This window comes from Gulosibacter sp. 10, from assembly GCF_900163695.1.
Classification (GTDB): Bacteria; Actinomycetota; Actinomycetes; order Actinomycetales; family Microbacteriaceae; genus Gulosibacter.
This window is the reverse complement of the sequence record NZ_FUIC01000012.1, coordinates 147,226-160,526: the sequence shown is the minus strand read 5'-3', so window position 1 is coordinate 160,526 and position 13,301 is coordinate 147,226. Positions and strand designations below refer to the sequence as shown.

Sequence of the window (13,301 nt, the reverse complement as noted above, 5' to 3'; positions counted from 1 at the left end):
CGCGCCGGCAGGACGCCGGCGGCGCCGGCCGCTACCAGGAGACCGGCAGGGGCTTGCCCTCCTCGTACCCCGCCGCGGACTGGATGCCCACCTTCGCCCGCTCGCGGAACTCGGCCAGGCTGCCGGCCCCCGCGTACGTGCAGCTCGAGCGCACGCCGGTGGCGATGATGTCGATGAGGTCGTCGACGCTCGGCAGCTTCGGGTCCATGAGGATCGTCGAGTTCGAGATGCCTTCGGCGAACAGCATCTTCCGGGCCCGCTCGTAGGCGCTCAGCCCGCCGAAGCGGCTCGTGACCGCCCGGGTGGAGGCCATGCCGAAGGACTCCTTGTAGACGCGGCCCTCCTCGTCGCGCAGCACGGTGCCGGGCGCCTCGCACGTGCCCGCGAACCAGGAGCCGATCATCACCGCGGCGCCGCCCGCGGCGAGGGCGAGCGCCACATCGCGCGGGTACCGGACCCCGCCGTCCGCCCACACCCCTGCGCCGTGGTGCCGCGCCGTCTCGGCGCACTCGAGCACGGCGGAGAACTGCGGCCGCCCCACGGCGGTCATCATGCGGGTCGTGCACATCGCCCCCGGGCCGACGCCGACCTTGACAATCGACGCGCCCGCGCTCACGAGGTCCCGAGTGCCCGCGGCGGAGACCACGTTGCCCGCCACGATCGGGAGGCCGAGCTCCGCCTCCCGCACCGCGGCGATGGCCCGCAGCATGCTCGACTGGTGGCCGTGCGCCGTGTCGATGACGAGCACGTCCGCCCCCGCCGCGGCGAGCGCCCGGGCCCGGGACGCGACGTCGCCGTTGACGCCCACCGCGGCGGCCACGCGCAGGCGGCCGTCCGCGTCGACGTTCGGCGGGTAGATCGTCGAGCGCAGCGCGTCCCGCTGCGAGAAGGCGCCCACGAGCCTCCCGTCCTCCTCGACCGCGGCGAGCCGGCCCTCCGCCTCCTCGAGCAGGTCGAACGCGGCGCGCGCGTCCGCGAGCTCGGCAGCCGGTCGGACCGGGGCCGCGAAATGGCCGAGATCGCCGAGCCGCGCGTCCTCGGGCATCCGCTCGAGGTGCGAGGCCTCGAGGACGAACCCCGGCACTCCCCCGCGCAGCACCGCCACGGCCTGACCCGCAACCGGCGGCACCCGCCGCAGCACGTCCGCGACGCCCTCCTCGGCGTCGAACTCGAACGCCGCCGTCCACAGCGGCGACTGCCGCTTGACCCAGCGGATGCCCGTGGCGAGCTGGGCGTCGTCGAGGTCCTGCGGGAGCACGCCCAGGCCGCCCCGCCGGGCCATCGCCGCGGCCATGCGCGGCCCGGTCACCGAGTTCATGTTGCTCGCGACCAGCGGCAGGGTCATGCCGGTCGCATCGCCGGTGGCGAGATCCACGTTGAGGCGCGACCCGACCTCGGATCTCGAGGGGATCAGGAAGACGTCCGAATAGGTCAGATCATGCTGCGGAGCTTGTCCATAGAACTGCATGGCACCACTCTATGGCGCGCTCCCGTCGTGGCTCGCCGACAGGCTTCCCGAGCATTCAGCGTTTATCGCCTTCAGGCAGTATGCTGGCTGGTCGACAGTGCCGAAGTTCATATCCACTTCTGGGTCACAATCGACAAGCAGAAAAGGCGGCGATTTCCTAGTGTCGACCCCCATCTCCGGTTTGGACAGTCCAAGCAACATGCCGAGTTTCGGAGCCAACGATTGGCTGGTTGCCGAAATGTACGCGAAGTTCCAAGAAGACCGAAACAGCGTGGATGAGGCCTGGTGGCCCACCCTCGAACGCTACGACGCGGAGATCCGGCAGCAGACCGCCGAATCCGCCTCCCGCCAGGAGGCCCCCGCACCCGCGACGAAGCCCGAGACGACGCCGGTCGCCTCGGAGCCCCGCACGGAGCAGGGCAAGCAGGCGCGCACCACCGCCCGCCCGGCCCGGGCGCAGCCGATCCCCGCCGAGGCGCCGACCGAGAAGAAGGAGGCGGCCCCGCAGCGCGAGGCGAAGATCGACGCCCTCCGCGGCATGCCGAAGGCCATCGCCAAGAACATGGAGGTCTCGCTCGAGATCCCCACGGCGACGAGCTACCGCGAGGTGCCCGCCAAGCTGATGATCGACAACCGCATCGTCATCAACAACCACCTGCGCCGCACCCGCGGCGGCAAGATCTCGTTCACCCACCTCCTGGGCTACGCGATCGTGCAGGCGCTGAAGATGTTCCCCAGCCAGAACGTCTACTACGACGTGATCGACGGCAAGCCCTCGGTCGTCGCACCCGCCCACATCAACCTCGGCATCGCGATCGACGTCGCGAACAAGGACGGCTCGCGCGGCCTGGTGGTCCCCAGCGTCAAGCAGGCCGAGGACATGAACTTCCGCGAGTTCGTCAACGCCTACGAGGAGCTCGTGCAGCGCGGCCGCGACGGCAAGCTCACCGCCGCCGACCACGCCGGCGCGACCATCTCGCTCACCAACCCCGGCGGCATCGGCACCGTGCAGTCGGCGCCGCGCCTCACCAAGGGCCAGGGCGCGATCATCGGCGCCGGCGCGCTCGACTACCCCGCCGCCTTCCAGGGCATGGCGCAGGAGACCCTCAACGAGATGGCGATCTCGAAGCGGATGACCATCTCCTCCACCTACGACCACCGCGTCATCCAGGGCGCCGGCTCGGGAGAGTTCCTCAAGCTCGTCGCGGAGCAGCTCACGGGCGGCTTCAACTTCTACGAGGAGATCTTCGCCTCCCTCCGCATCCCCTACCGGCCGGTGCTGTGGTCGAAGGACGTCCATGTGGACACCGCCGCGGCGATCAACAAGACCGCCCGCGTCGCCCAGGTCATCAACATGTACCGCGTCCGCGGCCACATGATGGCCGACATCGATCCGCTCGAGTACGTGCAGCGCACCCACCCGGACCTCGAGATCGAATCGCACGGGCTCACCTTCTGGGACCTCGAGCGCGAGTTCGTCACGGACGGCTTCGGCACCAAGCGACTGATGAAGCTCCGCGACATCCTCGGCATCCTCCGCGACACGTACTGCCGCACGATCGGCATCGAGTACATGCACATCCAGCAGCCCGAGCAGCGCGCCTGGTTCCAGGGCGAGCTCGAGCACCCCTACGTGCCGCCGACGCACGAGGAGCAGCTGCGCATCCTCACCAAGCTCAACCAGGCAGAGGCCTTCGAGACCTTCCTGCAGACGAAGTACGTGGGGCAGAAGCGCTTCTCCCTCGAGGGCTCCGAGTCGGTGATCGCGCTGCTCGACCAGATCGCGCAGGACGCCGTGAACGACGACCTCCGCGAGGTCGCGATCGGCATGGCCCACCGCGGCCGGCTCAACGTGCTCGCGAACATCGCGGGCAAGACCTACAACCAGGTCTTCCGCGAGTTCGAGGGCGGCAAGGCCGGCCGGGTCTCCGGCACGGGCGACGTGAAGTACCACCTCGGCATCGAAGGCACCTACACCTCGCCCGACGGCAAGGAGCTGCCGATCTACCTCGCCGCGAACCCCTCGCACCTCGAGGCGGTGGACGGCGTGCTCGAGGGCATCGTGCGCGGCAAGCAGGACCGCTTCGGCGAGAACGACTACTCGGTGCTCCCCGTGCTCGTGCACGGCGACGCCGCGTTCAGCGGCCAGGGCGTGGTCTTCGAGACCCTGCAGATGTCGCAGCTGCGCGCCTACCGCACCGGCGGCACGGTCCACGTGGTCATCAACAACCAGGTGGGCTTCACCACGACGCCGCAGGACGGCCGCACGTCGATGTACGCCTCCGACGTGGCAAAGGCCATTCAGGCGCCGGTCTTCCACGTGAACGGCGACGACCCGGAGGCCGTGGCCCGCGTGGCGCAGCTCGCGTTCAAGTACCGCCAGGAGTTCAACCGCGACGTGGTCATCGACCTCGTGTCGTACCGCCGTCGCGGCCACAACGAGGGCGACGACGCGTCGATGACGCAGCCGCTCATGTACGACCTCATCGAGGCCAAGCGCTCGGTGCGAAAGATCTACGCCGACAACCTGGTCGGCCGCGGCGACATCACGCAGGAGGAGTACGAGACGGCGCAGGCGGAGTTCCACGGCGAGCTCGAGCGGGCCTTCGCGGAGACGCACAACGCGCACACCGAGTCCATCTCGGCCACGGAGCTCTCCACCGTCGGCTCCCGCGAGGATCAGAACGCGTCGGTGCCCGAGACCACCGGGATCTCCCGGGAACTGCTCGAGGAGATCGGCGATGCGCACCAGAACGCGCCCGAGGGCTTCACCGTGCACACCAAGCTGCAGCGCGTGCTCGACAGCCGGTACAAGATGTCCCGCGAGGGCGGCATCGACTGGGCCTTCGGCGAGCTCATCGCGCTCGGCTCGCTGCTGGCGGAGGGCACCCCGGTGCGGATGTCCGGGCAGGACTCGCGCCGCGGCACGTTCACGCAGCGGCACGCCCTGCTGCACGACCGCCTGACCGACCAGAACTGGCTGCCGCTGCAGAACATCCGCGACAACCAGGCCAGGTTCTCGATCTACGACTCGCTGCTGAGCGAGTACGCGGTGCTCGGCTTCGAGTACGGCTACTCGGTGGAGCGCCCCGACGCGCTCGTGCTGTGGGAGGCGCAGTTCGGCGACTTCGTGAACGGCGCGCAGACGATCATCGACGAGTTCATCGCCGCGGGCGAGCAGAAGTGGTCGCAGCACTCGAGCGTCGTGATGCTGCTGCCCCACGGCTTCGAGGGCCAGGGCCCCGACCACTCCTCGGGCCGCATCGAGCGCTTCCTCACGCTCGCCGCGCAGGACAACATGACCATCGCGCAGCCCTCGACGCCGGCGAACTACTTCCACCTGCTCCGCCAGCAGGCGTACTCGCGCCCGCGCAAGCCGCTCGTGGTGTTCACGCCCAAGTCGATGCTCCGTCTTCGCGGCGCCACCTCGGGCGTGGAGGACTTCACGCAGGGCCGTTTCCGCGGCGTGCTCGACGACGCCCGCATCACGAGGCCGGAGGACGTGCGCCGGGTCGTGATCCACTCGGGCAAGCTGCACTACGAGCTCAAGCAGCAGCTCGAGAAGCAGGAGGACTCGTCGATCGCGCTGGTCCGCCTCGAGCAGTACTACCCGCTCCCCCTCGAGGAGCTCCGGGGCGTGCTCGCGAAGTACCCGGACGCGGAGCTCGTGTGGGCGCAGGAGGAGCCCGAGAACCAGGGCGCCTGGCCGTTCCTGCAGACCACCCTGGTCCCGCACCTCGACCGGCCGATCCGTCCGGCCACCCGCCCGGCCTCATCGGCGCCGTCGGTGGGCACCATGCAGGCGCACCAGACCCAGCAGTCGGACCTGGTGCAGCAGGCGCTCGGCTGACCGACGCCCGTAGACGCGGACGCCGCCCGCGAAGGCTTCGGCCTTCCGGGCGGCGTCCTCGTCTGCGCCGGGAGCGGGGCTAGTACACGAGCGTCTCGCCGTGCACCGTCTCCTGCCACGCGATGATGCCGCCGGTCAGCGAGCGCACGTCGCGCCGCGCATCCCGCAGCAGCCGCTCCCTCGCCCGGTCCGACCGGACCCCGGCCTTGCACAGGAGCACCACGGCGGAGTCCTCGGGCAGGTCGCCGAGAGCCCGCCATCCGTCCGCCTCGATCGCGCCGAGGGGCACGGACCGCGCAGAGGGGATGCTCGCGATCTCGAGCTCCCAGGGCTCGCGCACGTCCACGAGCACGGCCCGCCCGCGCTCCGACAGGGCGCGCGCCTCGGCGCTCCCGATCCGGCCGGCCTCCTCCGGCTCCTTCGGGGCCTCTACGCCGCAGGCGACGGTCGCCTCCTCCAGGTCGACGACCGGCTCCCTGCCCGGGTCGCGGCCGAAGCGCAGCTCGCCGGCCGTGGCGGCGAGCGCGTCGTAGCGCCAGAGCCGGCCGATGAGCGGCTCGCCGATGCCGCAGATGAGCTTGAGCGCCTCGTTCGCCATCGTGCTGCCCACGAGGCCCGGCAGCACGCCGAAGACCCCGCCCTCGGCGCAGGACGGCACCGAGTCCGCGGCGGGGATGTCCGGGAAGAGGTCTCGCAGCGTCGGGCCGTGCTCGGGCCAGAACACGCTCGCCTGGCCCGAGAACCGGAAGATCGTGCCCCACACGAGGGGCGTGCCGGTGAGCTCCGAGGCGTCGTTCGAGAGGTACCGGGTGGCGAAGTTGTCCGTGCCGTCCAGCACCAGGTCGTGCTCGGCGAACAGCTCGAGCGCGTTCTCCGGGTTCAGCCGCCCGTGGATCGCGCGCACCCGTGCTTCGGGGTCGAGCCGCAGCAGCGCGTCGCGTGCGGATTCGGCCTTCGGCCGGCCGATGTCCTCCGTGCGGTGGATCACCTGCCGCTGCAGGTTCGAGGCCTCGACCACGTCGTCGTCGATCACGGTGAGCCGCCCGACGCCAGCCGCGCAGAGGTACTGCAGCACCGGCGCGCCGAGCCCGCCCGCGCCGATCACGAGCACGTGGGCGGCCCGCAGCCGGCGCTGGCCCTCCGGGCCGATCCCGGGCAGCGAGAGATGCCGCGAGTACCGTCCGAGCTCCCGGGGGCTCAGCGGACCGGCGGGCTCCACGAGCGGCGGGATGCGCGTCGCCGTGCGCTCCGGCGCGGTCACATCGCCACCTCGGCCATGCGGCCCTCGCTCGGCGAGGAGGCGAGCGCGAGGGTGCGCTTCGGGATGCGGCCCGCGTTCGCCGCGAGCCGGCCCGCATTCACCGCGTCCCGCATCGCCCGCGCCATCATGGTCACATCGTGGGCGCGGGTCACGGCGCTGGCGAGCAGCACGGCGTCGCAGCCGAGCTCCATCGCGAGGGCCGCGTCGGAGGCGGTGCCGATGCCGGCGTCCAGCACGACCGGAACGCCCGCCCGGCTCGTGATCAGCTCGATGTTGTGCGGGTTCAGCACGCCGAGTCCCGTGCCGATCGGCGCGCCCAGCGGCATCACCGCGGCGACCCCGAGGTCCTCGAGCCGGCGGGCGAGGACGGGATCGTCGTTCGTGTAGGCGAACACGGTGAAGCCGTCGTCCACCAGCTGGGCCGCCGCGTCGGCGAGCTCCAGCGGGTCCGGGAGCAGCGTGTCCTCGTCCGCGATCACCTCGAGCTTCACCCAGTTCGTCTCGAGCGCCTCCCGGGCCATCTGGGCGGTGAAGACCGCGTCGCGCGCGGTGTAGCAGCCGGCCGTGTTCGGCAGCAGCCGCATCCCCAGCCGCTCGAGCATCGCGAACATCGCCGATCCCGAGCCCGGGCTGTAGCGGCGGATCGCGACGGTGGTCAGCTCGGTCCCGGAGGCGACGAGCGCCTCCTCGAGGCTCGCGAGCGAGGTCGCTCCGCCCGTGCCCATGATGAGCCGGCTCGAGAGCTCCGCTCCGTCGATGACGAGCGGGCGTCCGTTGGTCTCCTGCGCGGTCATCTGCTCAGCCTCCCTGCGCGGCGGTGACGATCTCGAGCTCGTCGGCGGCCTCGAGCCCGCGAGCGGCCCAGAGGCTGCGCGGGATGACGACGCCGTTGACGGCGGCGGCGATGCCCAGCCGCTCCCCGTCCGCGGCGGTGCCGTCCTCGAGCAGCTCCCTCCCGGTGTGGGCGGCGACCGCGTCGAGCAGCGCGCCCCCGGCGGCGGTCTCGGCGGGCGAGCCGTTGATCGTGATGGCGATCGTGTCCGCCTGCGGTGTCGGCGTTGTGGTCATGCGTGACTCCCTCTCGGTGATCGGTGGTGCGTGGCGGCCGGCGCCCCGGCGAACCGCCCGGGGTCGACGGCCTGCTGGATGTCGTGGTCGATGCCCCGCCCCTCGACCAGGTCGGCGGCGACCGCCGCGGCGAGCGGGGCGAGCAGGATGCCGTGGCGGAAGTAGCCCGTGGAGACCACCGCGCCGGCGTCGAGGCGGCCGACGACCGGCAGGTCGTCCGGGGTGCCCGGCCTGGCGCGCGCCATCGTCTCCTCGAGGTCCGCCTCGAGGATGCCCGGCACGACGCGCCTGCCGTCCTCGAGCAGCTGGTGGATGCCCTCGGCGCTCACGCCGCTGCGCGCGTCCTCGCGGGAGGTGGCGCCGAGCACGAGCGATCCGTCGGCGCGCGGCACGACGTAGCAGGGTCGGCCGCGCACGAGCGCCCGCACCGTGCGGTCCACCAGCGGTCGGGCGGGGTCCGCGAGGCGCAGCCGCGCGACGTCGCCGTAGACGGGGCGGAGCGGCAGGTGCGCGGTCTCGGGCAGCGCCGCGAGGCCCGTGGCGAGCACGATCTGCTCGGCGCGCAGCCGCGAGCCGTCCGCGAGCACGACGCCGACGGTCGTCCCGCCCTCTTCGAGCAGCGAGACGACCCGCGCGCGGCGCACCCGCTCCCCGAGGTGCTCGAGCAGGGTGCTCGTCAGCGTCCTCGGGTCGATCTGGTGATCCTCGCGCAGGTGCACCCCGCCGACCACGCCCCGCCCCAGCGCGGGCTCGAGTCTGCGCGCCTGCAGCGCGTTGATGCGCTCGGCGCGCATCCCGAACCGCGTCTGCTGCGCCGCGAGCTCGTCGAGGGTCTGCCGATCCGCCGAGTCGAGGCCCACCACGAGCGTCTCGTTGCGGAGATAGCCCGTGGGGCGACCCGTCCGGGCCTCGATGCGCGCGACGAACTCCGGATACCGCTCCGCCGAGTCCCGCATGAGCGGGTAGAGCGCGTCCTGGCCCCACACGACCTCGGCGGCCGGGGCGAGCATGCCCGCGGCGGCGCGGGTCGCCTGCGAGGCGGGCGCGGGATCGCAGATCGTCACCGACCACCCGCGGCGGGAGAGCTCCCACGCGGTCGCGAGACCGATGACGCCTGCGCCGACGACGATAGCGTTCGCCACGATGTTCCTTCCTCCGGCGGCATTAACCGCATCAGGTGCAGCGGTCGGCACTCGGCCCTCTCAGCCCGGATCGGGCTCCCGCGAACAGTGCCTCTAGTGTAGGCATATGACCGCAACGTTCAAGACGCACCCCTCCGATCGCCGCGCATCCGCACGTTCCCGCAAGGAGCGCCTCGCCCGGCTCGAGGCGACCCGCCTCTACGTGTGCACGAACGCTCGGGTCGATCGCGGGGATCTGGCGAAGTTCCTCGATTCGGCGTTCGCGGGCGGGGTCGGCATCATCCAGCTCCGCGACAAGGGCATGGAGGCGGCCGCCGAGCTCGTGCAGCTGCGGACGCTGGCCGAGGCCGCCTCGCGCTACGACGCCCTGTTCTCGGTGAACGACCGGGCCGACATCGCCGCGCTCGTCGGCGCGGACGTCTTCCACGTGGGCCAGGGCGATCTCGGCACCGCGGATGCGCGGGCCCTGCTCGGCTCGGAGGTGCTGATCGGCCGCTCGACGCACACCCGCGAGCAGATCCGGGCCGCGAACGAGGACGACGGCCTGGACTACTTCTGCGTGGGCCCCGTCTGGGAGACGCCCACGAAGCCCGGGCGCGCCGCGGTGGGACTCGAACTGGTCGAGTACGCCGCCTCGGTCGCGCGGAAGCCGTGGTTCGCGATCGGCGGCATCGCCGCCGGCGAGCGGCTGGCCGCGGTGCGCGAGGCCGGCGCGGAGCGCGTCGTGGTCGTGCGCGCCGTCACGGAGGCCGCGGATCCCGCCGCCGCCGCGGAGGAGCTCGTGGCGGCGCTTCCCGGGGGCTAGTGCGCCACGCATTCCCTCCCGTGAACCGCGAGCCGCGTACCGGGTGCCGCGTCCCGCGAGCCGCGAGCCGGGTGCGGTGTCCCGTGAACCGCCTGCCGGGTGCGGTGTCCCGTGAACCGCGTGCCGGGTGCGGCCACGGTTGAAGCGGCGGGCGCTATGCGGGCCCTCGTGTCATCCGCTCCGCGCCGCGGCTCCCGCGCATCGACGTCGATGATCTCGCCGTTGCGGGGAAGGCCGCCGCGCAGCGCGATCGGGACCGGGCGCGCTCGAACCGGATCCGCACGATCGATCGCCTGCAGGTGCAGATGCGGCTCGGTGCTGTTGCCCGAGTTCCCGCACCGCCCCACCCGCTCGCCGACGCGAACGCGCTCCCCCGCGCGGACTTCGACGCTGCCTCGTCGGAGGTGGCACAGGGCGAGATACGCTCCGCGAACCGCGATGAGCACGTGGTTGCCCGCGAGTCCCGGCCAGCCGGCCGCGAGTCGTCGTCGTTGGGAGAGCGCATAGCCGAGCGAGGGGAATCCTCTGTACGCGGGATGATCGCGATCGCCGTCGTGCGCGGCGATGACCGTGCCGTCCACGGGTGACGTCAGCGGGCGTCCGAACCCGGGAAATGCCTCGGGCGGTTCGGGGCGCAGCAGCGAACGCGCCGTGAAGCGCGCGGTCCGGCCGTCGGCATCCACGGGCACGAAGTCGATCGAGTAGGCGCTGCCGAACAGCTCCGTGCCGTGGCTCGGCACTCGGTTCGCCGGGCTGTTGCGCGCGATCCAGCGGCCGGTGAAGGGGTATTCGATGTCGATGGTCATGCGGTCTCCCTCGTCTACGTCTCCCTCACCGTCGTCATCGGCATTGCCGGATGTCTCTGGCCATGCGGTCTCCCTCGTCCGCACCGGGGCGGAAGTACGGCCAGGCTGTCATGAGCGTCGGATGATTCGCCGGGTATCGGCGCTGCCGACTCTTACGGCGCCATCTCTCCGGTCTCCGGGCGCTGCGCCGGAACGTCGTGGGGCCGGGAAGTCGGTGGTCGGGAGCGCGGCGGGGGTGCCGACCGGTGCGTAGAGGTAATCCTCGGTGCGAGTACGCGGTTGGGAGTGCGAGGCGCATGCTGCGCTCCCCGCGGCAGCATCGGAAGCGGGGCTGTTCGCGGGCGAGCGCGGGATGTCGGTGGCTCGTGGTCTACTTCGGGTACGAGGTCGAAGCCGCTGTTGTCTTCCCCGAAGTGCGCCGGGATGCCCGCTGGCAAACATCACGGGGACGGCAGCGCGGTGACGGTTGCGTGGGCGGGAGCACGCGGGGTTGAAGTCGCTGCGGAGTTATCCACAGCCCGAAGAAACCAGCGACCCGCGTAGTAGAATTAATGCACGAACACCGCAGGTGAATACACCGCATGGAAGGGGGGGGTGGGGCTGATGACCTCGACGACCAGCAGCACTGCTGATGCAGGGCAGCACGACAGCGCCGGCCGGCACGGCTCCTCCCGCCAGGCCGATCGGCCCCGCCCTCATGGCACGCCTGAGCATCTCAGGGGTGGGACCCGTACCCCGGAGGCGATGCATAACCGGCGGCTGCTCCTGGACGCGCTTGGTCATGCGGCGAAGCTTCGGGCTTCCGCGGAAGCGCTCGAAGCGCAGTTATTGGCCGCGTCGTACGAGCACTGCCGGCAACTCACCGCCGGCCACGGCCCCGACGCGTTCGAGCAAGAACTCAAATCCCTCGCGGCGGAGATCGGCGCGGTCACGCGCACCAGTGACCGTACCGTCTCGGCGAAGCTCAACGCGGCACCGGCGTTGGAGGCCCGCTACCCGCGTACCGCCGCCGCCTGGGGCCAAGGCGCCATCAGTACCGGGCACGTGCGAGTGATCGAGTCCTGCGGCGACGGCCTCACCCGGGCGGAATCGATCCGCACGTATGAGGAGCTCGTGGTCGCCAAGGCTCTGGAAACCACCCCGGGTCGGCTCCGCGTGTACGCGAAGCGCGTGGCGGCGGACCTGGAACCCGAGGAAACCGAGCAGCGTCTCCACCACGCCCAGGACGACCGCCGGGTGTGGGTCCAGGACGAACCCGACGGCATGTGCCAGCTCTCCACACTTCTCCCCGCGGTGGTGGGTGCGGGCATCTTCGACCGGCTCACCCAGACGGCTAAACAGCTCCACGGGCCGGGTCGTGACGCCCACGACGCGCGCACCTTCGAGCAGACCCGCGCCGACGTGCTCGCCGATCTGCTCCTCACCGGTCAAGTCGCCCCAGACTCGCCGAACCATGTCGCGAAACCGATCCAGGCGACCGTTGCGATCACGGTACCCGCGATCTCTCTGATCACCGCAAACCGCGGCACAACAACCCCGACCACATCGACAGCATCGACAGCATCGACCATGAATGCCTCAGCCGGTCCGGTCGCAACCGCGTCGAGTCCCGTCGCGCACGGCGATGAGGGAGCGCAAGTACGCTCAAGCACCGACACCGACACCGGGATTGGCACCGACACCGGGATTGGCACCGACACCGGGATTGGCACTGGCGTGAGCATGCCCGTCAACGCCGGGCGCACGGTCACCGCCGGTACTGCCACGACCGCGGCGAACGCCGAGCCCGCTACGAATCCCGCCCCCGGCACGACGACGATGCCCGCCCGCGAGACGACCACGACGCCCCTCGTCGGCCAGCCCGAACAAGCCGAGCAGAACGCTCCCGAGCACCCGATTCCACTGGCCGCGTTCACCGGTCCCGCGGAACTCGCCGGCCGCACCCCGATTCCGATCCACACCGCCCTCGAACTCTGCGGGGACACGACCACCTGGTACCGGGTCCTCACCGACCCGATCGAGGGCACGCCGCTCACCGCGGAGACCTACCGGCCACCCGCCGCACTCCGCCGGCTACTCCAGATCCGAGACGTGACCTGCGTCGCACCCGGCTGCCGCCGGCTCGCGAAAGACTGCGATATCGACCACACCACGCCGTGGGCCCAAGGCGGGTCCACGAAGTACGAGAATCTCGCGGTGCTATGCCGCGGGCATCACACCATGCGTGAAGCCGGCTGGGTACTCGAACAAGACGGCCCCGGCCGCATGGTCTGGATCTCTCCGACGGGGCAACGGTTCGTCGTTTACGAAGACCACGTCGCCCCAGGGCTCCGCCATGCCGGACGGCGCCATCGCGCCGGTGAGCGGCATCCCGGCACCCGGCACGCCGACCAGCCTCCCGATCACCGGCACGCCGACCAGCTCCACTCCGAACAGCCGAACACAGGCCGGCACCAGCCCGGACCACAACACGGAGGGCAACAGCACCGACCACAACAGGCGGACCGACAGCACGCGGAACGGCAATGCGCAGAACGGCAACACGCAGAACGAGATCCCGATGATCGGAGTCGGGGCCATTCGGTGCGCAGTCATATGCGTCGGCGTGCCGAGACCCGGTCAGATACGGGAGGACCACCGGGCGAGGACCCGCCACCGTTCTAGGGCCCTGTTCCGAGAGCCCGGCCCTAAGAGCCCCACTAGCCAGGGCATCACGCTCTCCGTCCAGAACGCTCTCCATCCAGAACGACGCCTGGGCGGAACCGCGATCAAGTTGAACGCGATCAAGTTGAAGCGCCCTTACCGGGATTGCTCGTCGCGCCTCTCGAAGGGTGGAGAGACCTCCCTCACCGAGCACCGTCGGCCGGCGCGCCTTGAACACACAGAGCGTCCCTCCGCATC

The 13,301-nt window shown here is 71.2% G+C and carries 9 protein-coding genes and 1 riboswitch; of the genes, 3 read left to right on the top strand and 6 right to left on the bottom strand.

Features of this window, described 5'->3' with window-relative positions; all coding sequences use genetic code 11:
* Positions 1 to 31: 31 nt before the first annotated feature.
* Positions 32 to 1,468: a GuaB1 family IMP dehydrogenase-related protein gene (locus tag FM112_RS05300; RefSeq protein WP_087004559.1), complete on the bottom strand. Its 1,437-nt coding sequence runs from the start codon at positions 1,466 to 1,468 to the stop codon at positions 32 to 34.
* Positions 1,469 to 1,667: 199 nt separating this feature from the next.
* Between FM112_RS05300 and FM112_RS05295 the strand changes: the two genes are divergently transcribed.
* Positions 1,668 to 5,318, top strand: coding sequence for a multifunctional oxoglutarate decarboxylase/oxoglutarate dehydrogenase thiamine pyrophosphate-binding subunit/dihydrolipoyllysine-residue succinyltransferase subunit (locus FM112_RS05295; RefSeq protein ID WP_087004556.1), 3,651 nt, complete (start codon positions 1,668 to 1,670; stop codon positions 5,316 to 5,318).
* Positions 5,319 to 5,397: 79 nt separating this feature from the next.
* Here FM112_RS05295 and FM112_RS05290 read toward each other — a convergent pair whose 3' ends face one another.
* The 4 genes from FM112_RS05290 to thiO all read right to left on the bottom strand — a co-directional run bounded on the left by FM112_RS05290 (position 5,398) and on the right by thiO (position 8,789).
* Positions 5,398 to 6,579 carry a ThiF family adenylyltransferase gene (locus FM112_RS05290; protein WP_087004553.1) on the bottom strand — a complete coding sequence of 394 codons (1,182 nt, stop codon included), beginning with the start codon at positions 6,577 to 6,579 and terminating at the stop codon, positions 5,398 to 5,400.
* Positions 6,576 to 7,373 carry a thiazole synthase gene (locus FM112_RS05285; RefSeq protein WP_087004550.1) on the bottom strand — a complete coding sequence of 266 codons (798 nt, stop codon included), beginning with the start codon at positions 7,371 to 7,373 and terminating at the stop codon, positions 6,576 to 6,578. Before FM112_RS05285 ends, FM112_RS05290 begins: the two co-directional genes overlap by 4 nt.
* Before the next feature lie 4 nt (positions 7,374 to 7,377).
* Positions 7,378 to 7,647: a sulfur carrier protein ThiS gene (gene thiS / locus FM112_RS05280; RefSeq protein WP_087004547.1), complete on the bottom strand. Its 270-nt coding sequence runs from the start codon at positions 7,645 to 7,647 to the stop codon at positions 7,378 to 7,380.
* Positions 7,644 to 8,789 (bottom strand): glycine oxidase ThiO, encoded by a 1,146-nt coding sequence (gene thiO, locus FM112_RS05275; RefSeq protein ID WP_087004695.1) that lies wholly within the window; start codon positions 8,787 to 8,789, stop codon positions 7,644 to 7,646. The genes thiS and thiO overlap by 4 nt, the downstream gene beginning before the upstream one ends.
* Positions 8,780 to 8,881: riboswitch (TPP riboswitch) on the bottom strand. Its footprint overlaps the gene before it by 10 nt.
* A 14-nt stretch (positions 8,882 to 8,895) precedes the next feature.
* Here thiO and thiE point away from each other — a divergent pair.
* Positions 8,896 to 9,594 (top strand): thiamine phosphate synthase, encoded by a 699-nt coding sequence (thiE, locus tag FM112_RS05270; RefSeq protein WP_087004544.1) that lies wholly within the window; start codon positions 8,896 to 8,898, stop codon positions 9,592 to 9,594.
* Here the strand turns inward: thiE and FM112_RS05265 are convergent.
* Positions 9,591 to 10,400, bottom strand: coding sequence for a M23 family metallopeptidase (locus FM112_RS05265; RefSeq protein WP_217874432.1), 810 nt, complete (start codon positions 10,398 to 10,400; stop codon positions 9,591 to 9,593). The two genes, thiE and FM112_RS05265, sit on opposite strands and share 4 nt — an antisense overlap.
* 603 nt (positions 10,401 to 11,003) lie before the next feature.
* Between FM112_RS05265 and FM112_RS05260 the strand changes: the two genes are divergently transcribed.
* Positions 11,004 to 13,064 (top strand): HNH endonuclease signature motif containing protein, encoded by a 2,061-nt coding sequence (locus FM112_RS05260; protein ID WP_140400579.1) that lies wholly within the window; start codon positions 11,004 to 11,006, stop codon positions 13,062 to 13,064.
* Positions 13,065 to 13,301 lie beyond the last annotated feature (237 nt).

Excerpts from the sequence above, each read along its gene's own strand:
- FM112_RS05300 (WP_087004559.1), bottom strand. The coding sequence starts at position 1,468 with ATGCAGTTCTATGGACAAGCTCCGCAGCATGATCTGACCTATTCGGAC.
- FM112_RS05295 (WP_087004556.1), top strand. The coding sequence starts at position 1,668 with ATGCCGAGTTTCGGAGCCAACGATTGGCTGGTTGCCGAAATGTACGCG.
- FM112_RS05285 (WP_087004550.1), bottom strand. The coding sequence starts at position 7,373 with ATGACCGCGCAGGAGACCAACGGACGCCCGCTCGTCATCGACGGAGCG.
- thiS (WP_087004547.1), bottom strand. The coding sequence starts at position 7,647 with ATGACCACAACGCCGACACCGCAGGCGGACACGATCGCCATCACGATC.
- thiE (WP_087004544.1), top strand. The coding sequence starts at position 8,896 with ATGACCGCAACGTTCAAGACGCACCCCTCCGATCGCCGCGCATCCGCA.
- FM112_RS05265 (WP_217874432.1), bottom strand. The coding sequence starts at position 10,400 with ATGACCATCGACATCGAATACCCCTTCACCGGCCGCTGGATCGCGCGC.
- FM112_RS05260 (WP_140400579.1), top strand. The coding sequence starts at position 11,004 with ATGACCTCGACGACCAGCAGCACTGCTGATGCAGGGCAGCACGACAGC.